At 56.6% G+C, this 21488-nt stretch carries 20 protein-coding genes; 5 read left to right on the top strand and 15 right to left on the bottom strand.

Annotated elements, in window-relative coordinates; all coding sequences use genetic code 11:
* Positions 1-113: 113 nt before the first annotated feature.
* The 6 genes from ureC to mutY all read right to left on the bottom strand — a co-directional run bounded on the left by ureC (position 114) and on the right by mutY (position 7717).
* On the bottom strand, positions 114-2162 hold the full coding sequence (gene ureC / locus BG910_RS01125; RefSeq protein WP_089035260.1) for an urease subunit alpha: 2049 nt from the start codon (positions 2160-2162) through the stop codon (positions 114-116).
* A 69-nt stretch (positions 2163-2231) separates the two neighbouring features.
* Positions 2232-2534 (bottom strand): urease subunit gamma, encoded by a 303-nt coding sequence (ureA, locus tag BG910_RS01120; protein WP_089035259.1) that lies wholly within the window; start codon positions 2532-2534, stop codon positions 2232-2234.
* Positions 2535-3067: 533 nt separating this feature from the next.
* Complete coding sequence (locus BG910_RS01115) at positions 3068-3709, bottom strand: TetR/AcrR family transcriptional regulator (protein WP_089035258.1); 642 nt, start codon at positions 3707-3709, stop codon at positions 3068-3070.
* Positions 3710-3725: 16 nt separating this feature from the next.
* A complete protein-coding gene (gene murB / locus BG910_RS01110; RefSeq protein WP_089035257.1) occupies positions 3726-4778 on the bottom strand; it encodes a UDP-N-acetylmuramate dehydrogenase in 1053 nt (350 codons plus the stop codon).
* Between the two features lie 137 nt (positions 4779-4915).
* Positions 4916-6295, bottom strand: coding sequence for an MATE family efflux transporter (locus BG910_RS01105; protein WP_089035256.1), 1380 nt, complete (start codon positions 6293-6295; stop codon positions 4916-4918).
* Positions 6296-6694: 399 nt separating this feature from the next.
* Entirely contained in the window at positions 6695-7717 is a 1023-nt protein-coding gene (gene mutY / locus BG910_RS01100) for an A/G-specific adenine glycosylase (RefSeq protein WP_089035255.1), read from the bottom strand.
* Positions 7718-7874: 157 nt separating this feature from the next.
* On the opposite strand from mutY, the gene BG910_RS01095 reads away from it, so the two are divergent.
* Positions 7875-8915, top strand: coding sequence for a zinc-dependent alcohol dehydrogenase family protein (locus BG910_RS01095; RefSeq protein ID WP_089035254.1), 1041 nt, complete (start codon positions 7875-7877; stop codon positions 8913-8915).
* A 91-nt stretch (positions 8916-9006) separates the two neighbouring features.
* On the opposite strand, the gene BG910_RS01090 is transcribed toward BG910_RS01095, so the two are convergent.
* The 5 genes from BG910_RS01090 to BG910_RS01070 form a co-directional block, all read right to left on the bottom strand.
* Positions 9007-9681 (bottom strand): DUF3108 domain-containing protein, encoded by a 675-nt coding sequence (locus BG910_RS01090; protein ID WP_089035253.1) that lies wholly within the window; start codon positions 9679-9681, stop codon positions 9007-9009.
* A gap of 35 nt (positions 9682-9716) precedes the next feature.
* Positions 9717-10346 carry a phosphoribosylglycinamide formyltransferase gene (purN, locus tag BG910_RS01085; RefSeq protein WP_089035252.1) on the bottom strand — a complete coding sequence of 210 codons (630 nt, stop codon included), beginning with the start codon at positions 10344-10346 and terminating at the stop codon, positions 9717-9719.
* 77 nt (positions 10347-10423) lie between these two features.
* Entirely contained in the window at positions 10424-11248 is an 825-nt protein-coding gene (locus BG910_RS01080) for an FKBP-type peptidyl-prolyl cis-trans isomerase (protein WP_089035251.1), read from the bottom strand.
* Between the two features lie 163 nt (positions 11249-11411).
* On the bottom strand, positions 11412-11852 hold the full coding sequence (locus tag BG910_RS01075; RefSeq protein WP_089035250.1) for a DNA polymerase III subunit chi: 441 nt from the start codon (positions 11850-11852) through the stop codon (positions 11412-11414).
* Between the two features lie 77 nt (positions 11853-11929).
* Positions 11930-13339 carry a leucyl aminopeptidase gene (locus BG910_RS01070; RefSeq protein WP_089035249.1) on the bottom strand — a complete coding sequence of 470 codons (1410 nt, stop codon included), beginning with the start codon at positions 13337-13339 and terminating at the stop codon, positions 11930-11932.
* Between the two features lie 209 nt (positions 13340-13548).
* Between BG910_RS01070 and lptF the strand changes: the two genes are divergently transcribed.
* Both lptF and lptG read left to right on the top strand, forming a co-directional pair.
* Positions 13549-14664 carry an LPS export ABC transporter permease LptF gene (gene lptF / locus BG910_RS01065; RefSeq protein ID WP_089037073.1) on the top strand — a complete coding sequence of 372 codons (1116 nt, stop codon included), beginning with the start codon at positions 13549-13551 and terminating at the stop codon, positions 14662-14664.
* On the top strand, positions 14661-15731 hold the full coding sequence (gene lptG, locus BG910_RS01060; protein ID WP_089035248.1) for an LPS export ABC transporter permease LptG: 1071 nt from the start codon (positions 14661-14663) through the stop codon (positions 15729-15731). Before lptF ends, lptG begins: the two co-directional genes overlap by 4 nt.
* Before the next feature lie 57 nt (positions 15732-15788).
* On the opposite strand, the gene rdgB is transcribed toward lptG, so the two are convergent.
* From rdgB to BG910_RS01040, 4 genes are all read right to left on the bottom strand, one after another.
* A complete protein-coding gene (gene rdgB / locus BG910_RS01055) occupies positions 15789-16388 on the bottom strand; it encodes an RdgB/HAM1 family non-canonical purine NTP pyrophosphatase (protein ID WP_089035247.1) in 600 nt (199 codons plus the stop codon).
* A complete protein-coding gene (locus BG910_RS01050; RefSeq protein ID WP_089035246.1) occupies positions 16381-16617 on the bottom strand; it encodes an NGO_0222 family membrane protein in 237 nt (78 codons plus the stop codon). The genes rdgB and BG910_RS01050 overlap by 8 nt, the downstream gene beginning before the upstream one ends.
* A 182-nt stretch (positions 16618-16799) precedes the next feature.
* Positions 16800-17261, bottom strand: a complete 462-nt coding sequence (locus BG910_RS01045) for a low molecular weight protein-tyrosine-phosphatase (RefSeq protein ID WP_089035245.1) — start codon at positions 17259-17261, stop codon at positions 16800-16802.
* Positions 17258-18355, bottom strand: coding sequence for a conjugal transfer protein (locus BG910_RS01040; protein WP_089035244.1), 1098 nt, complete (start codon positions 18353-18355; stop codon positions 17258-17260). Before BG910_RS01040 ends, BG910_RS01045 begins: the two co-directional genes overlap by 4 nt.
* A 190-nt stretch (positions 18356-18545) precedes the next feature.
* On the opposite strand from BG910_RS01040, the gene BG910_RS01035 reads away from it, so the two are divergent.
* Both BG910_RS01035 and trpS read left to right on the top strand, forming a co-directional pair.
* Complete coding sequence (locus BG910_RS01035; protein WP_089035243.1) at positions 18546-20231, top strand: glutamine--tRNA ligase/YqeY domain fusion protein; 1686 nt, start codon at positions 18546-18548, stop codon at positions 20229-20231.
* A gap of 90 nt (positions 20232-20321) precedes the next feature.
* Positions 20322-21332: a tryptophan--tRNA ligase gene (gene trpS, locus BG910_RS01030; RefSeq protein ID WP_089035242.1), complete on the top strand. Its 1011-nt coding sequence runs from the start codon at positions 20322-20324 to the stop codon at positions 21330-21332.
* Positions 21333-21488: the final 156 nt, after the last annotated feature.

The following is a 21488-nucleotide window of genomic DNA, read 5'->3' as shown; positions in this document are numbered from 1 at the left end:
GGAACTGCAACCGTTCCCTTCTCGGGGAGCGGGCGGCAAACCGCAGGTTTGCAACACAGCCGTTTCTCGGATTTTCAGACAGGCATTGGAAAGGCCGTCTGAAAATCCGACGTTTAGAACAGGAAATACCGTTGCGCCAGCGGCAGTTTTTCCGCCGGTTCGCAGGTAATCAGTTCGCCGTCCACGCGCACTTCGTAGCGTTCGGGGTCAACCGTGATTTCGGGCGTGGCGTTGTTGTGCACCAGGTCTTTTTTGCCGATGCTGCGGCAGCCCTTGACCGGCAGGGTCTGTTTTTCCAAACCGTATTGCGTGCGGATGTCGGCATCGACGGCGGCTTGGGAGACGAACAGTACGGCGGTTTGTTTGACCGCTTTGCCGTGCGCGCCGAACATCGGGCGGTAAATCACGGGCTGCGGGGTCGGGATGGAGGCGTTCGGATCGCCCATGCGCGCGAAGCTGATGAAGCCGTTTTTGATGATGATTTCGGGTTTGACGCCGAAAAAGGCGGGTTTCCACAACACGATGTCGGCCATTTTGCCGACTTCGAGCGAGCCGACGTATTGGGCTATGCCGTGCGCAATCGCGGGGTTGATGGTGTATTTGGCGATATAGCGTTTGATGCGGAAGTTGTCGCTGCCGTCCGAATCTTCGGGCAGGGCGCCGCGCTGCTGTTTCATTTTGTCGGCGGTCTGCCAAGTGCGCAGAATCACTTCGGCGGGGCGGCCCATTGCCTGCGAGTCGGAACTCATAATCGAGAACACGCCCATGTCGTGCAGAATGTCTTCGGCGGCGATGGTTTCGGGGCGGATGCGGCTGTCGGCAAAGGCGACGTCTTCGGCGACGCGTTTGTCGAGGTGATGGCAGACCATCAGCATGTCGAGGTGTTCGTCGATGGTGTTGACGGTGTAAGGGCGGGTCGGGTTGGTCGAGGCGGGCAACACATTGGGGTACATCGCGGCTTTGATGATGTCGGGGGCGTGGCCGCCGCCTGCGCCTTCGGTGTGGAAGGTGTGGATCACGCGGCCCGCGATGGCTTTCATTGTGTCTTCGAGGAAACCGCCTTCGTTGAGCGTGTCGGTATGGATGGCGATCTGTACGTCCATTTCGTCGGCCACGGTCAGGCTGGCGTCAATCACGGCTGCGGTTGCGCCCCAGTCTTCGTGGATTTTCAAACCGAGTGCGCCGGCTTGAATCTGCTCGCGCAGCGGTTCTAAAGAGGCGCAGTTGCCTTTGCCGAAAAAGCCGAGGTTGACGGGATAATCTTCGGCAGACTGCAACATCCGCTGCAAATTCCATGCGCCGGGGGTGACGGTGGTGGCGTTGGTACCGTCGGCTGGGCCGGTGCCGCCGCCGATCATGGTGGTGATGCCGCTTTCGATGGAATGGGTAATCTGCTGCGGGCAGATGTTGTGGATGTGGGTGTCGATGCCGCCGGCGGTGGCGATAAGGTGTGCGCCGTTATGCACTTCGGTTGATGCGCCGATGACCATATTGGGCGTTACGCCGTCCATGGTGTCGGGGTTGCCCGCCTGGCCGATTCCGACGATTTTGCCGTCGCGGATGCCGATGTCGGCTTTGATGATGCCGCTGTGGTCGATAATCAGCACGTTGGTGATCGCGAAATCGAGCACGTTTCCATTGCTGCGGGTCGCGGTGGCAGACTGCGCCATGCCGTCGCGCACGGATTTTCCGCCGCCGAATTTGCATTCGTCGCCGTGGGTCAGCAGGTCTTTTTCTACTGTGGCGTAAAGTTCGGTATCGCCCAAGCGCACTTTGTCGCCGACGGTCGGGCCGTAGGTGGCAACGTATTGCGAACGCGGAATGGTCAGCGCGGATTTGCCGGTTTGGTTGTCCACGGCCACTTTGCCGTTTACGGCGTTGTGGAAACCGTGCAGGTTTTGCTTGCCGCCGAACGCGACCAGCTCGACGGTTTTGCTTTCGCCCGGCTCGAAGCGCACGGCGTTGCCGCTGGGTACGTTCAAATGAAAGCCTTTGGCCTGTTCGCGGTCGAACTGCAGGGCGGAATTGGTTTCGTAAAAGTGGAAATGCGAGCCGACCTGAATCGGACGGTCACCGAGGTTGGATACGGTCAGGGTGCGGGTTTCGCGGTTGAGGTTGGCGGCGATGTCGCCGTCGGCGAGGCGGTATTCTCCGGGATTCATCTTGCTTCTTTCTTTCTGGTAAAACGGCGGTTTGGGGCCGTCTGAAAATTTCAAATAAGCCGTACGGCCTTAGCGGATGGGATGATGCACCGTGACCAGCTTGGTGCCGTCGGGGAAGGTCGCTTCGATCTGCACTTCATGCACCATCCCGGCCACCCCGTCCATAACGTCATCGACCGTCAGCAGCGTCGCGCCGTGTTCCATCAGCTCGGCCACGCTCATACCGTCGCGCGCCGCTTCGAGCAGATGTGCGGAAATATAGGCCACCGCTTCGGGGTAATTCAGTTTCAAACCGCGTCCGCGCCGTTTGGCCGCCAGCTCGCCGGCGACAAACAGCATCAGCTTCTCTTGTTCTCGAGCACTTAAATGCATGGCAAATCCTTTTTGATTTTGGGGAAGATAAAACGGGAATTCTGAAAATAATTTCGATATAAATAAAATATATGATTCGACAACTCGGATGCAAAGGTCTCAGGTCTTTCCCTCGGAGGAAAATAATCAGAATGTTTGCTCCGATTGTTGATGATTTTTTCGAAATGTTAGACCTGAAATTTTCAGGTGTACATTTTTGAGAATGTAAAAAATATATTTAAATGATTTTTATGGGAATTAATTTCTAACGATGATGATAGTTGAGAATTTTGATTGTTTGGTAAATTAAAAATTTTGAAAAATTTTTTAAAATTAAGAACAAGGAATAGTGTTGGTGAGCGGGGTGGTATCGGATTGGATTTATTATTAATAAGACAATAAAATGTTTGGTGGCTGCGTGGGAACAAGCGAAAAGATCCCAAATGTAAAAAATGGGACCTATCAGGAATGGAAAAGGCCGTCTGAAACCCGGCCGCTGCGCAACGTCGGCGCAGTCGGGTTTCAGACGGCCTTTTTGGGTATTGACGGCGGGCTTAATCCACCGCGCTGATTTTTTCGTCAAACTCACTGCGGTGTTCGGGCAAAAGGTAGGGGCGCAGCAGGCTGAGGGTGCGGCGGATGCCGCGGCCTTTGGAATCTTCGGTGAGCTTGGTGCGGCCGCGCAGGGAAGCGTCGAAGTCGAACCAGTATTTCGTCACCATCCACATATTGACGGCGAGGTCGTTCATCGCGGTTTGGTCGGCGCGGATGATTTCCAGGCCGTTGAGCTGGGTGAGCAGGTTGACCAAGAGCGGGGAAACTTTGGCTTGGGTAAAGTTGTTGTGTTCGCCCAAAAGCTCGGCGCTGCGGGCGAGCAGGGTGTTGACGTCGGTAAAGAGGAAGCGGTAGTCCCACATCACGTCATATACGCTGGCCATGTAGTCGATGGATTCTTCGACGTTGGTCGGCAATACGGCGTTTTGCAGGTATTCGAGCAGGGCTTCGCTGTACCGGTTGAACAGTTGGACGATGATTTCGTCTTTGTTGCGGAAATGGTAATACAGGTTGCCCGGACTGATGCCCAAGTTTGCGGCGATGTGGTTGGTGCTGATGTTGCGCTCGCCTTCTTCGTTGAAAAGCGCGAGACTGGCGTTGATGATTTTGGTGTAAGTATTGATTTTGACTTCTCTGGTCATGATGTAATTCCTTGTTTTATTTTGTATTTCTTTCATAAAATTCCGGCCGGGGCAGCCAATTCGGTTCTGCGCTCAATTCTACCTGGAATTTTTCGACGACAACACGGCGGATGTGTTCGGCAAGGCGGTACACATCTTCGGCTGTGGCGCGGTTTTTGTTGACCAAAACCAGCGCCTGTTTGTCGTGAACCGCCGCGCCGCCGATTTGGAAACCTTTCAGACGGCATTGGTCGATCAGCCAGCCGGCGGCGAGTTTGACGCTGCCGTCAGGCTGCGGATAGCGCGGCATTTCGGGATATTGCGCCAGCAGGGCGGCGGCGGTTTCGGCGGAAACGACGGGGTTTTTGAAGAAACTACCGACGTTGCCCAATATTTTCGGGTCGGGCAGCTTGCTTTGGCGGATGGCGCAAACGGCATCGGAAACGTCTTTCGCCGTCGGAGCGCGGCCTTCGGCAAGTTTGGCGACGGCGTCGGAAACGTCGCCGTATTTAAGGTTTGGCGTGAACGTGTCTTTTAAGGTAAAGACAACGGAAACAATTACATAGAACCCTTTGCCCGCCTGTTTGAACAGGCTCTCGCGGTAGGCGAATCCGCATTCGGCGTTGCTCAAAACGACGAAACTTTCCGTTTCCAAATCAAAGCAGTTGACGCTGTGGATCAAATCTTTCACTTCCACGCCGTAAGCGCCGATGTTCTGCACGGGCGAGGCGCCGACCGTACCCGGAATCAGGCTGAGGTTTTCCAGCCCGCTCCAACCTTGCGAAACGGTGTGCAGCACGAAATCATGCCAGATTTCGCCCGCCTGCGCTTCGACCAAAACAAGGCCGTCTGAATGCGAAAGCGTGCGGATGCCTTTGTTTTCCATGTGCACCACCAGCCCGGGATAATCGCGGGAAAGCAGGATATTGCTGCCGCCGCCGAGCCACAACACCGTATCGCGACGGTATTCGGGCAGTCGGATGATGTCGCGCAATTCGGCGGCGTGGCGCAGGGAAACGAAAGCCGCGGCTTTGGCGGCGAGGCCGAAGGTGTTATAGGAGGTAAGGTCGGTATGGTGTCGGACCTGCATGGGAAACCTTTATGTGCGGGTGTGTTTTCAGACGGCCTTTGGCAAACTTCAGACCGTCTGAAAGATTTTGAGGCAAAAGAAGCACCGTATGCGCGGCAGGGTATCAAAGGCCGTCTGAAAAGAGCGGCCGGCCGTTTTCAGACGGCCTTTTCCGTTTTCGCCACCGACTTGCTGCAAAGTTCCAAACACCAAACCAGCGCCACGGCGGCGATGGTCAGTGATACGATTAAGGCCGTCCAAAAGCCGTAAATGCCCATGCCGAAACGGTAGGCCAGCAGGTAGCCCGGCAACAGGCCGCAGCCCCAAAAGGCGGCGGCGTGGATAACCATCGGCGCTTTGGTGATTTTGTAGCCGCGCAGCGCGTAGGAGGCGATGCATTGGGTGGAATCGGCAAGCTGGAAAAGGGCGGCCAGCAGCAAAACGCCGGCAGCGGTGTCTAAAACCGTTGCGTCGTCCGTGTACATCCCCGCCAGCGGGAAGCGTAATAATACCAAAGCGAGGGCGGTAAAAACAGCCAAAACCCATCCTGAAACCAGCGATACGCCCGCGATGTAACGTGCGCGCAAATAGTCGCGCCGTCCGAGCGAATAGCCGACGCGCACCGTGCCCGCCGAGCCGACGCTTTGCGGGATCATATAAATCATGCCGGTGAGGCTGATGACCACCTGTTGCGCCGCGACATAATCCTCGCCCAACCGCGCCACCAGAAATACGATAAACGAAAACGCGCTGGCTTCGAGAAAATACGACAGGCCGATGGGCGCGCCGAGTTTCCAAATCTGTTTGAACGCCTTGGGGTCGGGGCGGCTGAATGAAGCCGTCAGCCCGAACGTGCGGAAATAGCGTTCTTTGGCGATATAGAGCCACAAAGCCGCCGCGCTGAACCAAAACACCAGCATCGTCGCCACGCCGCAGCCCGCGCCGCCCATCGCCGGCAGGCCGAACTTGCCGTACACAAAAGCGTAATTGAACGGAATATTCAGGAAAAACGCCGCCACGCTGACCATCATGATCACGCGCGGGCGGTTGAGGCTGGTTGCGTAGGCGTGCAGCGCGCGGTGTACCATCGCCGCTGGCATCGCCAATCCGGTAAACACCATGTATTTTGCCATTGTGTTTTCCACATAATCACTCAGCGAGAGCCAGTTTTGAAACGGCACAATCACTGCCCACATCAGCAGCATGCCCGCCAACCCCAGCATCAGCCCGAACCAGATACCTTGCCGCCCCGTTTCGCCCGTTTCCGCCGTTTTACCTGCGCCGTGAAGCTGGGCAATCATCGGGTTAAGAGCGGTCATGATGCCGATAAACGTGATGTAAACCGTGGAAAACGTGCCGCTGCCCAGCGCCACCGCCGCCAAATCCTCCTTGCCCGCACCGCCCGCCATCACGGTATCGACAAAGCCGATGCCGACCTGCGCAACCTGCGCCAGCAGCATCGGCAGCGCCAGCGCAAGCAGCAGGCGGGCTTCTTTTTTAAACACGGGAAAGGTAAAGCGGTTGAGGTCGAGCAGCATGGTTTTTGGGGAACTTGAGTTAAGAGAAAAAACAGAGGGAGGCCGGGACCGTTGCAAAAATCAAAAAAGGCCGTCTGACGCTTCGACTGCGCTCAGCGCAAGAACTTTCACGGACGTCATTCCCGCGCAGGAGGGGAATCCACGTTTGATTTTCTGAAACTTATTGCAAAACAATATGTTGTCTGTTTTTAACCGTGGATTCCCGCCTGCGCGGGAATAACGTCGGTTGTAGGATTAACCGTTTCAGACCGGACTTTAGGCGGATGCTTCTGATTTTTGTAAAAGCCTCAGGCCGTCTGAAAAAAATGTTTTCAGACGGCTGTGCATTGTAAAGGGCGTTATTGTATCGGAAAACGGTCGGACTGTTTTGTCGGCGTATTCTGTCCGGCGGCAGAGGCATCAAGGCTGTTGCAAATAAGCGGCCAGCGGTTTGGGTAGGCCGTAGGCGGCGAGGTTTTCGGAGGAGGCCCAGAGGCCGTCTGAAACGCTTTCTGCCTGCGCGCTAAACGGCGTAATCAGCAGCAGGCGGTGGGTGAGGCGGTGGGTGAGGGCGGGTTGTTCGCTGAGGCAGTCTGAAAAAATGCCGTGGCGCGCGGCGAATTGGTTAAGTGCTTCGAGCGTTTCAAAACAGGGTACGCAATACAGGCCGCCCCAAATGCCTTTGGCGGGGCGTTTTTCCAGCAAAACGGCGCCGTCTTTTCTGCGCAAAACCAGCCAGTAGAGAGGAAGGGTGGCGGCTTCGGCGGCGGCTTTTCGGCGCGGCAGTTCGGCGGTACGGTTTTGCGCTTTGGCTTGGCAGATTCCGGCCATCGGGCATTCGCCGCATAGGGGTTTGCTGCGTTTGCAGACGGTGGCGCCCAAGTCCATCAAGCCCTGCGTATAGGCAGGCATTTCGGCGTTTTCAGACGGCATCAGGCTTTCGGCGAGCTGCCAGAGGCGGTTTTCGAATTTTTTATCCTGCGGGTCGCCGTCTTGGGCGAATACGCGGCAGAGTACGCGTTTGACGTTGCCGTCTAAAATGGTTTCGCGCTGATGAAAGGCGAAGGCGGCGATGGCGGCGGCGGTGCTGCGGCCGACGCCGCAGAGGCGTTCCAGATCGGCGCGGTTTTGCGGGAACTGCCCGCCGAATTCGGTGACGACCTGCTGCGCGGCTTTATGCAGGTTGCGGGCGCGGCTGTAATAGCCCAAACCCGCCCAGAGCGCCAATACGTCGTCTTGCGGCGCGGCGGCGAGGGATTGTATGGTGGGGAATTTTTCGAGAAAACGCGGATAGTAGCCGGCAACGGTGGCAACTTGGGTTTGCTGGAGCATGATTTCGGAGAGCCAGACGCGGTAGGGGTCGCTGACCTGCCAGGGCAGGTCGCGGCGGCCGTGGCGGCGTTGCCAAGTGATGAGGCGGCGGGCGAAGTCGGTTTGGTTCATTAATATTCTTTTTGGGTTTGTTTATAGATTAATCAATGTGTTATGGTATAACTTGTTGAGAATGTTTTTTATTGACACCGCTTTTTTCGGGGTATATAACAAGGTCTGGAGTGTTTAATCGGGTTTTCCGTCAACTTTTTAAATCAAGGAGTGACTGATGAAAGCAATGGTTTATTACGGCGCAAACGACATCCGTTTTGAAGAAAAACCGAAACCTCAAATCACCGAGCCGACCGATGCGGTGGTCAGAATTGTGAAAACCACCATCTGCGGCACCGACTTGGGGATTTGGAAAGGTAAAAACCCCGAAATCGACGCCGGCCGCATTCTCGGCCACGAGGGCATCGGCATTGTAGAAGAAGTCGGCTCCGCTGTAAAAAACATCAAAGTCGGCGATAAAGTCATTATTTCCTGCGTGAGCAAATGCTGCACCTGCGACAACTGTAAAGTCCAACTTTATTCACACTGCCGCAACGGCGGCTGGATTTTGGGCTATATGATCGACGGCACGCAGGCGGAATTTGTGCGCACGCCGTATGCCGACAACAGCCTGGTGCCACTGCCGGACAATGTCAACGAAGAAGTGGCGCTGCTGCTTTCCGACGCGCTGCCGACGGCACACGAAATCGGCGTGCAATACGGCGATGTAAAACCGGGCGACACGGTATTTATCGCGGGTGCGGGCCCGGTGGGAATGTCGGCGCTGCTGACCGGCCAACTTTACAGCCCGGCTGCGCTGATTGTCTGCGATATGGACGAAAACCGCCTGAAACTGGCGAAAGAATTGGGCGCAACCCATGTCATCAACCCAGCTTCGGGCGATGTGGCGCAGCAGGTGTTCGGCATTGTCGGCGCAGACGGCGTGGATTGCGCGATTGAGGCCGTCGGCATTCCTGCGACTTGGAATATGTGCCAAGACATCGTCAAGCCGGGCGGCCACATCGCGGTAGTCGGCGTACACGGCGTTCCCGTCGATTTCAAACTGGAAAAACTGTGGATCAAAAACCTGGCGATTACCACGGGTCTGGTCAACGCCAACACCACCGAAATGCTGATGAAAGCCATCTCTACAAGCTCTGTGGATTATACGAAGATGATTACCCACCGCTTCAAATTCAGCGAGCTGGAGCAGGCTTACGATGTGTTCAAACACGCTTCGGAAAATCAGGCGATGAAAGTGGTTTTGGTCGCGGATTGAGTGGTTTGATTGGGTAAAATGAAAAGGCCGTCTGAAATTCGGTTACTGAGCGTAGCCGAAGTATCAGACGGCCTTTTTTTGCTTTAAAACATCAAGGCTTCACGGCTTTACCGTTGATTTTTACGCCGGTCAGTTTGAGGTTGTAGGTTTTCGTGTAGTCGTCGGTAAAGCTGATTTGCGCGGGGATATGGTTGATTTTGGAGGCAAACGCATAGGTAATCACATCGTTGCCGCGGTGGACGACATATCTATCGACAGGCGTGGTGCCGCCGCTGAATTTATACTGCGCCGAACCGGTTTTGCTCATACCGGCAATCGGGTAGATTTTTTTGCCGTTGGTCACGCGCAAGCCGGCGGGCAGGCGGGCGTCGTTGGCGGCAAGCTGCCAGGCGAGGGTGAATAAATCCATCGTCGTGCCCGATACCGCTTGGGTTTTCTCCTCGCCGGCTTTGCCGTAGCTTACTTTGCCGCCGCTGAATTTGGCAGAGGCGTAGAGCTTGCCGTTGCGGATTTCTTTGTAGTATCTCGGCTTGAGGCTGTTGCCGGAAACCGTGCCGCCGGATTCAAAGCGGATGCGGTAAAGCGGCACTTTCACGGTGGAAACGATTTTGTAACTGCTGCCGCTGCGGTTGAACGTCATGGTGGCGGGGATGCCGTAGCTGCCGGAAAACTGCAAAACAGCGGATTTGGGCAGCTCTGCCGAAAATGCGGGTAGCGATAGGGTGGCAGCCAGGATTAAAACGGCGGTGCGGGTTGGTGTGTGCATGGTTTGTTCCTTTCTTTTTGCAGCGGGGAAGCCGCTCAGGCCAAAAGGTTTTGGTCTCCGGCGGCGTTGCGTTGCTGATTGATGACGCGGTTGCCTTCGATTTTCAGACGGCCTGCGGCAAAATCGGCGACGGCTTGCGGAAAAAGTTTGTGTTCTACGGCCAATACCCGCGCGGCGAGCGTGTCGGCGTTGTCGCCGTCTAAAACGGGCACGACGCCTTGCGCGATAATCGGGCCGCAGTCGAGTTCGGCGGTAACGAAATGGATGGAGCAGCCGGCAACGCGGCAACCGGCTTCGATGGCGCGTTCGTGGGTGTGCAGGCCGGTAAACGAGGGCAGCAGCGAGGGGTGGATGTTGATCAGACGGCCTTCGTAATGCGCGCAGAATTGGGGCGTGAGGATGCGCATAAAGCCTGCCAATACGACCAAATCGGGCGCGTAGGCGTCGATTTTTTCCATCATGGCGGTGTCAAACGCAAAGCGCGAGTCAAAATCTTTGTGGTTGAGGCTTTCGGTGGCGATGCCGCGTTCCGCTGCCCACGCCAATCCCGCCGCGTCGGCGCGGTTACTCAATACGGCGGCAATGCGTACATTCGGAATCGCTGCGCTGACAATCGCCTGCATATTGCTGCCGCGGCCGGAAATCAGGATCACGATGTTTTTCATGGATTTTTTCCCTTTAACAATAAGGCCGTCTGAAACTGCGCGTTGCTGCGTTTTCAGACGGCCTTTTCTGCATCATTTTATTGGACTTTTTTTACGTCCATTTTCACTTCCGGTTGGGCGGGCGCAGCACCTTCGGGTGCGCCGACTTTCACCAGTTTGACATCGAATACCAAAGTAGAATTCGGGCCGATTTTCTCGCCTGCACCGCGTTCGCCGTAAGCCAGTTTGGCCGGGATGAAGAATGTGGCTTCGCCACCTTCTTTCATCAGCTGCACGGCTTCAGTCCAACCCGGAATCACTTGGTTGAGCGGGAAGGTCGCCGGCAGGCCGTTTTGTTTGCTGCTGTCGAATACGGTACCGTCAATCAGACGGCCTTCGTATTCCACGGTAACGACGTCGGTGGCTTTAGGCTGTTTGCCCGTACCCTCGGTTTTAACGGTGTATTGCAGGCCGGAGGCGGTGGTTTTCACGCCTTGTTTTTTGCCGTTTTCAGCCAGGAAGGCATTGCCTTTTTCCAGATTGGTTTTTGCATCGGCCTGGAATTTGGCCTGCGCTTTTGCCTGCTGCTCCTGCAGGAATTTCATCATCACTTCCTGAGCCTGCATTTCGCTCATTTTCGGCTCTTTGCCGTCATACATGGTTTGCAGGGCTTCGTTGAACACTTTCAGGTCAACTTCGGTACCCTGGTCTTTCATCTGCTTGAGGGTGCGGCCGATGTCGATACCCATCGCGTAGCTGGCCTGCTGGGCAGGCGTGCCGATGTTGGAAGCGGCAGCGGCGCCGGAAGCGGCCGAAACGGCAGGCGCCGAAGCCGGTTTGCCAGCGGCGTCTTTTTTGTCACAAGCGGTCAGAGCCAAAGCGGCGGCGATCGCCAGCGCGCCGAATTTGAAAGTTTTGTTCATCATAAGTTTGTCTTCTGAATGAGTATGAAAGGGGCGATTATAGCCGAGTTTGCTTGAAAATGAATCAGGCCGTCTGAAAAATTAGCGGCAGAAATGTAAAGATAAAAAAGGGTTTTCAGACGGTCTGAAAAGCTGCAAAAGCGCTTGAGGCCGTCTGAAAAACTCAAGCCTTGCCCGCCATATTGAAATGCTCGATTTCAAACCCGCTTTGCCTGTAGGCGCGGAAGCGGTTGCGCGCTTCTTCGAGCTCTTCAAAATTCGCACCGACGATTTCCAACACACGCGCGGGCGCTTGCGGGGCTTGGTTCCAAAAGTCTGGCGAGAGGTTCAACACCGTCGCTTCGGCGGGCAGCGTGGGCAGGTCGTAACCCGAAGCGAGCAGCAGCGGCGTTTCAGACGGCATCGGCGCATGGTTTGCCCAGATTTCGTGGGGAATAAAACTTTCGGGATCAAACTGCCACAAATCGCGGTCGAGCGCGGAGACGGCGGCGGCGCTGTCCGACCAGACCAACACCCGCCCGCCGCCCCGTATGGCGCGTGCGGCCAAGCGGCAGGTAAAGGCGGCGGGGTTGGAAACGTGGGTGTAAAACGTGGCTTTGGGCATGGTCGGAATCGGGGAAAAGCGGATAGGGGATTATAGCAAAAGGCCGTCTGAATTTTCAGACGGCCTGTTTCACAACCTTACTTCACGTTGCGCAGATAATTCAGCAACAGCGGCACGGGGCGGCCGGTGGCGCCTTTTTCCGCGCCCGATTTCCAAGCCGTGCCGGCGATGTCGAAGTGCGCCCACGGGTAGTCTTCGGTGAAGTAGGAGAGGAAGGTGCCGGCGGTGATGGTGCCTGCGCCGGGGCTGCCGATGTTGGGGATGTCGGCGAAGTTGGATTTGAGCTGTTCTTTATAAGTGTCGAACAGCGGGAGCTGCCAGGCTTTGTCGTCCACGGCGCGGGAGGCGGCGAGGAGGCTGTCGACCAAGTCCTGATTGTTGCCCATCACGCCGCTGACGTCGTGGCCGAGGGCGACGATGCAGGCGCCGGTGAGGGTGGCGACATCGATGACGGCTTTGGGTTTGAACTGTTCGGCGTAGGTGAGGGCGTCGCAGAGAATCAGACGGCCTTCGGCATCGGTGTTCAAAACTTCAATCGTCAGCCCTTTCATGGATTTGACCACGTCGCCGGGTTTGTTGGCGCCGCCCGAGGGCATGTTTTCGCAGGTGGGCACAACGGCGATGAGATTGACGGGCAGCTTGAGTTTGACTGCGGCGCAGAAGGTGCTGATGACGGTGGCGGCGCCGCACATATCGAATTTCATTTCGTCCATGCCGGCACCGGGTTTCAGCGAGATGCCGCCGCTGTCGAAGGTGATGCCTTTGCCGACCAAAACGACGGGCGCGGCGGTTCGGTCAGCGGCGCCGAAGTAGCTCAGCTCGACCAGATACGGGTCTTGCACGCTGCCTTTGGCGACCGACCAAAACGAGCCCATTTTTTTTTGAATGTAGTCTTTGCCCAAGATTTTGACGCTTGCGCCGAGTTTTTCGGCTTCGGTTTTGGCGGTTTGCGCTAAAAATTCGGGCGTGCATTCATTCGGCGCGGCGTTGCCCAAGTCGCGGCACAAAGTCTGTCCGAACACCTGCGCATCGGCTACCGCCAGCGCGGCGGATACGGCGCTTTCGTGTTCGGAATAAAACACGGCTTTGGCAAATTTCGCGGGCTTGGCTTCTTTTTTGTAGCGGTCGAAGCGGTAGGCGGCGTTGCCGAACACGGCGGCGAAGGCTTCGGCAACCGCAGCGGCTTGATCGGCGGGGAAGGCGTTCAGGCAGACGTGGATTTCGGCTTGGTTTTGCGCCCATTTGGCGGCTTCGGCGGCGGCTTTGTTTAACGCGGCGCGGTCGGATTTTTCCAAACGCACAACCGCTACGGCTTGCAGGCCGTCTGAAACGGTATTTTTCGCGTCGGCAAAAGTCTGCTTTTCTTCCAGCGAATCAAAAAGCGCGCGCGCACTTGCGTTTTCGGGCAGATTTTCCGCCGTACAGACAAATAATTGCGCTCCGGGCTGTTGCGGCTGCAATTTTCCTGCTTTTGTGCTAAATTCCACGTTGGTTCTCCTGATTTAGAGCGGTTGTTCGGGGGATTTCAGACGGCCTTTTGTTACAAATGCCGTCTGAAAACCGTCTGGAAAGATGGATTGATTGTACTCTATGATAAGGCCGTCTGAAAGCAAAGGCCGTCTGAAAAAAGTGTTTGGAAACGGTTTTCCAAACCTGCCGAAACGGCGGTTTCACCCGCCACTCAAAAGCAAACTTTATGATCTACCAAAGAAATTTCATCAAAGAACTCTCTTTTTCCGCCGTCGGCATTTTCGTGGTGCTGCTGGCGGTCTTGGTTTCGACGCAGGCCATCAACCTGCTCGGACGCGCGGCCGACGGGCGGGTGGCGATTGATGCCGTGCTCGCGCTGGTAGGCTTCTGGATTATCGGCATGACGCCGCTGCTGCTGGTGTTGACGGCGTTTATCAGCACACTGACGGTGCTGACCCGCTACTGGCGCGACAGCGAAATGTCGGTCTGGCTCTCCTGCGGGCTGGCGCTCAGGCAATGGATACGGCCGGTGATGCAGTTTGCCGTGCCGTTTGCCGTTCTGATTGCGGTGATGCAGCTTTTGGTGATGCCGTGGGCTGAGCTACGCAGCCGCGAATATGCGGAACTTTTAAAGCAGAAACAAGAGCTTTCGCTGGTTGAGGCGGGCGAATTCAATGCCTTGGGAAAGCGCAACAGCCGCGTTTATTTTGTGGAAAAGTTCGACACCGAATCGGGCGTGATGAAAAACCTGTTTCTGCGCGAGCTCGACGACAAGGGCAACGACAACATCGTGTTTGCCAAAGAGGGCAATTTTTCGCTCGACAACAACAAGCGTACGCTGCAACTGCGCAACGGCTACCGTTACAGCGGCGTGCCGGGCAGGGCGGACTACAACCGCGTGTCGTTTGAAAACCTCAGCCTGATTATCAGCACCACGCCGAAAATCGTCGATCCGATTTCCCACCGCCGCACCATCCCCACAGCGAATTTGATCGGCAGCGACAATCCGCAACATCAGGCCGAACTGATGTGGCGCGTATCGCTGCCCATCAGCGTGCTGCTGCTGAGTATGCTGGCCGTGCCGCTTTCCTATTTCAACCCGCGCACGGGGCATACTTATAATATCCTGATTGCCATCGGTATGTTTCTTGTCTACCAAAACGGCCTGACCCTGCTGCGCAACGCGGTGGAAGACGGCAAAATCAATTTCTGGATCGGTTTTCTGCCGATGCACCTTTTCATGTTTGCCGTCGCCGTCGTTTTACTGCGCGTGCGCACCATGCCCGCGCAGCCGTTTTGGCAGGCGGTGGGTAAAAGTCTGAGTCTGAAAGGCGGAAAATGAACCTGATTTCACGCTACATCATCCGCCAGATGGCCGTGATGGCCGTATATTCGCTGCTGGCGTTTCTCGCTTTATACAGTTTTTTCGTCGTCATCGACGAAGTCGGCGATTTGGGCAAGGGCTCTTACAACGGCATGAAAATGATGCAGTATGTTTTGATGCAGATGCCCGCGCGCGCGTATGAACTGATGCCGCTGGGCGTCTTGATCGGCGGCCTGATTTCCCTGAGCCAGCTCGCGCAAGGCAGCGAATTGACCGTGATGAAAGCCAGCGGCTTAAGCACCAAAAAACTCCTGCTCATCCTATCCCAATTCGGCCTGATTTTCGCGCTCGCCACCGTGGCGCTGGGCGAATGGGTCGCCCCCGCCTTGAGCCAGCGTGCCGAAAACCTCAAAGCCGGCGCCGTCAACGGCAAAATCAGCACCGGTTCCACCGGCCTTTGGCTGAAAGAGAAAAACAGCATCATCAATGTGCGCGAAATGCTGCCCGACCACACGCTCACCGGCATCAAAATCTGGACGCACAACGACAAATACGAATTGGCCGAAGCCGCCGAAGCCGAAAGCGCCACCTTAAATCCAGACGGCAGCTGGCAGCTCAAAAACGTACGCCGCAGCGTATTGGGCGACGACAAAGTCAGCGTTTCTTCTGAGTCCACGCAGCGTCTGCCCGTCGAACTCAAAAGCGGCCTGCTCGACGTTTTGCTGGTCGATCCCGAGCAGATGTCCGTATCCGAGCTGGCCACCTATCTCAAACACCTTAAAGAAAACAACCAGCAAACCCAAACCTACGCCATTGCCTGGTGGCGCAAACTGGTCTATCCCGTCGCCGCCTGGGTGATGGCGCTGGTCGCCTTTGCCTTCACCCCGCAAACCACACGCCACGGCAATATGGGGCTGAAACTCTTCGGCGGCATCTGCTTGGGGCTGCTGTTCCACTTCGCCGGACGGCTGTTCGGCTTTACCAGCCAGCTCTACGGCATTCCCCCGTTTCTCGCCGGTGCGCTGCCGACGATTATCTTCGCAGTTTTGGCGGTTTATTTAATCCGCAAACAGGAACGGCGCTGAGTTAAGATCAGTACAGACAAAAAAAGGCCGTCTGAAATTTTCAGACGGCCTTTATCGTTAGCGGGAGAACGCCGCCAGCTTGGCGGTTAATCCGCGCAGGGCTTGCGCGCGGTGGCTGACGGCGTTTTTGGCTTCGGGGGAGAGTTGGGCGGCGGTGCGACCGTGTTCGGGCAGGTAGAAATGCGGGTCGTAGCCGAAGCCGTGTTCACCGGCGGGCGTTTCCCGCCATTGTCCGTGCCAGATGCCTTCGGCGATGACGGGTTGCGGGTCGTGCTCGTGGCGGACGAAAACGAGGACGCAGACGTAATAGCAGCTTTTGTCGCTTTTGCCGGCGAGTTCGGCGGAAACTTTGGCATTGTTGGCGGCATCGGATTTGGGGTTGTCGCCGGCATAGCGGGCGGAGAGGACACCGGGTGCGCCGCCGAGGGCGTTGACGCAGATGCCGGAGTCGTCGGCGAGGGCGGGCAGGCCGCTGTGGCGGGCGGCATGGCGGGCTTTGGCCAGGGCGTTTTCGACGAAGGTGAAATAGGGTTCGGGGCATTCGGGGGTGTCAAACTGCGATTGCGGCAGGATTTCTATGCCGTCATCGGCGAAGATGGCGGAAAATTCGCGCAATTTGCCGGCGTTGCCGCTGGCGAGGACGATTTTTTCAAGCATTTCGGTTTTCCTTTTGCTGCGCCTGCGCGGCTTGGCTGCGCGCTTTTTGGCGCAGGAAGAGGGCGAGGCAGGTCATTTGGGCGAACACGGCGGCGAAAGCGAAGAGAAAGGCGGCGACGCCGTATTGTTTGCTGCCGACGGAGAGGAGGTAGCTGCCGAACGCGACCAAACCCATAAAGAGCAGGGTAAAGAAGGCGGTGGCGAGCAGGTAGGTTTTGGCGGGTTTCATGGTGGTTTGGTTGGGGTTTTCAGACGGCCTTTTGGGAGGCCGTCTGAAAAAATTTCCGGTGGGTAAACAGCGAAATTGGGCAGTTTCGCTGTCAGGGTTTGGCTTGAAGTCTGAGACCGTCTGAAAGCGCTTGATCGGATACGGCCGGTTTTTCAGACGGCCTCTGTTTCCATCAAACCGTTTCAGGTCAAGCTGAGTTTTTTCAGTAGGGCGAGGCTGCCGGCATCGACGAGGCGGAAGGTTTCTTCAAAGTCGCCGGTGTACCACGGATCGGGCACGAGTTTGTAACCGCTTTCGGGAATCAGGTCGGTGAGTTTGAAGATTTTTTCAGGATGGCGGCCGAACAGTTTTTCGAGGTCGGCGAGGTTGTTGTCGTCCATGGCGATGATGTAGTCGAACGCGTCGAAATCGGCGCTTTTGACTTTGCTGCTGGTAAAACCGGCGTGGCTGATGCCGTGGCGGGCGAGGGTTTTGCGCGTGCCTTCGTGCATGTTTTCACCGTCGTGCCAGCCGGAGGTGCCGGCGCTGTCGGTTTGGATGCGGTGGGAAACGCCGTGTTCGGCGGCGCGGTGGCGCAAAACGTATTCGGCCATGGGTGAGCGGCAGATGTTGCCGAGGCAGACGAAGAGGATTTTATGGCTCATTGAAGTTCCGCGAAAAAGGGGTTGTGGCCGGCGAGTTTGAGTGCTTGGGCGTAGGCGGGCAGGGGGCGGTTTTCGGAAATCGGGTCGTGGAGCAGATAAACGTGTTCGACGCGGCATTCGGCCATGAGGTCGAGGAAGTTTTGCTGTACGGTGCCGATGTGGTCGGCGGGCGAGAGTGTCCAAGCGTAAACCAGCGGCTCGACTTCGAATGCGCCGTCGGCGGCGTTGAAGCCGAACAGGATTTTTCCGCCCTGCTGTGCGGCGGCAACCACGCCGACGCGCGGGCTTTGCAGGCGGACGGCGCGGATGGCGTTGGCGGCGAATACGTCCATCGCCATGCGCTGGCGCATGTGGCTGCCTTCGGTCAGGGCGTGCAGCGGCGCGTCGGGGGAGAGGGGATTGACGAACAGGGTAACGCTTTGTTTGGACAGACTTTCCTGCCAAATCTGCATCAGCGGCAGGCCGGCATCGAGCAGGTTGCGGCCGAGCGCTTCGCGGATTTCGGCGCCGCCGTAGCCGAGCGCGTAAACGACGTGTACGGATTGTCCGTCTGGCAGGGATAATTCAGACGGCCTGAAGCGCCGGGCAAACGCCTGCGCGGCTTCGATATTCTGTTTGGCGGCAAACCACGCGCCGGCGTCGATGTCGCTCAAATCGGCGGAGGGAACGAGAAACGGCAGCCATTGGGCGCGGTTGAGCGCGCGCAGGTGGGGATGTTGTTCCAAACAGGTTCGCAGCGCGGCGGCGGGAACGCCCAATCCGAGCGGCTGCGCCTGATTGCAGCCGGCGACCAACACCAGCGGCATGGCAAACCATTGGATTTCTTCGTCTTTTTCGGCGTTTAACACGTCGGTCAAATTTTCCAGTAAAACGCGGTAAACGGCGGCGCTTTCAGCCATGCTCATGGCGACGGAGAGGCCGAGAAAATAGTTTTGCTGCAACATGCCGCAGATTTCGGCGTGCAGCGATTCCTGCGAGAGCTTGCGCTGCGCAGGCGATGCGCCCTCGGCCAGCGCTTTGGCGTGGATCAGCAGATTGTTTTTGACGGGGGTTTCGGGGTAGGGGCGGGTATCGGGGAAGATGAATGCGCTCATATTTCACCTTGTGTCGTTTTGTGCGGAACAGGCGCCGATTATAGCCTGCCCGCAGGAATAATTGGAACGTTTGCACCCGATTTATCAAAACCCGCAACTCGGGTACAATACCTGCTTTCCGAAAGCCTTTTTCAGACGGCCTGTGATGCCGTCTGAAAACCAATTATCCAGTCATCCGCAGGCTCAAACCATGCTCAACAAAGACCAATTCGCCGACAACCATTTCATCCGTACCATCATTGAAGAAGACCTCGAAAGCGGCCGCTATTCTGCCATCCAAACCCGTTTCCCGCCCGAGCCGAACGGCTATCTGCACATCGGTCACGCCAAATCCATCTGCCTGAATTTCGGTTTGGCCTATGTTTACGACGGCAAATGCAACCTGCGTTTCGACGACACCAACCCCGAAAAAGAAAATCAGGAATACGTTGATTCCATTAAAGAAGACGTGAAATGGCTGGGCTTCGAATGGAGCGGCGAGCCGCGTTATGCCTCGGATTATTTCGACCAACTGTTTGATTACGCGGTGGATTTGATTAAAGCGGGTAAGGCGTATGTGGACGACCTGACGCCCGAAGAAATGCGCGAATACCGCGGCACGCTCACCGAGCCGGGCAAAAACAGCCCCTACCGCGAGCGCAGCATCGAAGAAAACCTTGATTTGTTTTACAAAATGCGCGACGGCGAATTTCCCGACGGCAGCAAAACCCTGCGCCTGAAAATCGACATGGCCTCGGGCAACATCAACCTGCGTGATCCGGTGATTTACCGCATCCGCCGCGCCCACCACCATAACACCGGCGACAAATGGTGCATCTATCCGATGTACGACTACACCCACGCCATTTCCGATGCCATTGAAAACATTACCCATTCTTTGTGTACGCTCGAATTTGAGGCGCACCGCCCGCTGTACGATTGGGTGGTTGAAAACGTTGCCGCGCCGAGCAAGCCGCACCAATACGAGTTTTCCCGTTTGGAACTGCTGTATTCGATTACGTCAAAACGTAAATTAAACCAACTGGTTTCAGACGGCCACGTTTCTGGCTGGGACGACCCGCGCATGCCCACCATCTCCGGCATGCGCCGCCGCGGCTACACACCCGAAGGGCTGCGCCTGTTTGCCAAGCGCGTCGGCATTTCTAAGTCTGAAAACATCGTCGACATGAGCGTGCTCGAAGGCGCCGTGCGCGAGGATTTGGAAACCGCCGCCCCGCGCCTGATGGCGGTGTTGAACCCGCTCAAAGTGACGCTGACCAACTTCGACGAAGCCCGAACCGAAAGCCGTTTCGCGCCGTACCACCCCAACCGCGAAGACTTCGGCGGCCGCGACGTGCGCATCGGCCAAACCGTTTACATCGAGCAGGACGATTTCGCCGAAATCCCGCCCAAAGGCTTCAAACGCCTGACCCTCGGCGGCGAAGTGCGCCTGCGGCACGGCTATGTAATCCGTTGCGACGAAGCGGTGAAAAATTCAGACGGCCAAGTGGTCGAACTCAAATGCAGCATCGACTACGACACGTTAGGCAAAAACCCCGAAGGACGAAAAGTCAAAGGCGTGATTCACTGGGTGGCCGCCGAACACGCCGCGCCGATTACCGTGCGCCTGTATGACCGCCTGTTCACCGAACCGCGCCCCGATGCCGTGCGCGGCGAAGACGGCGAATACCTGCCGTTTACCGATTTCCTCAACCCCGAATCGGTGAAAGAAATCCGTGCCTACGCCGAAGACGTGGTTAACACGCTGCCCGCCGAAAGCCGCTGGCAGTTTGAGCGTACTGGCTATTTCGTCACCGACCGCAAAGACCATGCCGAGGGCAAACCGGTGTTCAACCGCACCGTGTCGCTGAAAGATACTTGGCAGGCGAAAGCGTAAAATCAGGCCGTCTGAAATGCTAAGCAAAGCCAAAGCATTGCAGACGGCCTCAAAACCAAACAAAAAATCCAACCGAAACGGAATTTCATCATGAGTAAAAAACGCGTCCTTACCGGCGTTACCACCACCGGCATCCCGCATCTGGGCAACTACGTCGGCGCCATCCGCCCTGCCGTCCGTGCCGCGCAGGCAGACGGTACCGAGTCGTTTCTGTTTCTTGCCGACTACCACGGCATCATCAAATGCCATGACCCCGAGATGATCCACACCTCGACCCAAGCCGTCGCCGCCACATGGCTCGCCTGCGGACTCGACCCCGAGCGCACCACGTTTTACCGCCAGAGCGACATTCCCGAAATTATGGAGCTGAACTGGATTTTGGGCTGCATCACTGCAAAAGGTCTGATGAACCGCGCCCACGCCTACAAAGCCGCGGTGCAGGAAAATCTCGACAAGGGGCAGGAAGACCAAGACCACGGCATTGAAATGGGTTTGTACAGCTACCCGATTCTGATGAGCGCCGATATTTTGATGTTTAAAGCCAACGAAGTCCCTGTCGGCCGCGACCAAATCCAACATGTCGAAATGGCGCGCGACATTGCGGGGCGGTTTAACCACCGCTTCAAAGAAGTGTTTACTCTGCCCGAAGTGAAAATCGATGAAAACATCGAACTCTTGGTCGGCCTCGACGGTCGTAAAATGAGCAAAAGCTACGGCAACACCATCCCGCTGTTTGAAACCGAGAAAAAACTGCAAAAATCGGTGAACAAAATCATCACCAACCTCAAAGAGCCGGGCGAACCCAAAGGCACCGACGAAAGCCCGCTGTTTGAAATCTACAAAGCCTTCGCCACCGCCGACGAAACCGCCGCCTTCGCCCAAGCCCTTTCAGACGGCCTCGCCTGGGGAGAAGCCAAAAAGCTGTTGTCCGCCAAAATCAACGCCGAATTGTCCGACAAACGCGAGCGCTACAACGAGCTGACCGCCAACCCCGCGCAAATCGAAGACATCCTGCAAGCCGGCGCCGCCAAAGCGCGCAAAGAAGCGCGGGTGTTGCTCGACGAAGTGCGCGATGCGGTCGGGATTCGGGCTTTGCGCTGACCAAACCGACAAAACACGTCTCTCAAGGGAAGTGTCTTGTTTTGTATGGTATTCCGGTGTCGGAAACCGCCGTATGCCGCCCGAAAAACAGTTGGCAGGCTCTCGGGGATTAACTAGGCGTTCCCCATCACGGTTTCAGACGGCCTTTCCATCTAT

It is taken from the genome of Neisseria chenwenguii (genome assembly GCF_002216145.1).
Lineage (GTDB): Bacteria > Pseudomonadota > Gammaproteobacteria > Burkholderiales > Neisseriaceae > Neisseria > Neisseria chenwenguii.
This window is presented reverse-complemented; position numbering and strand designations above follow the sequence as displayed.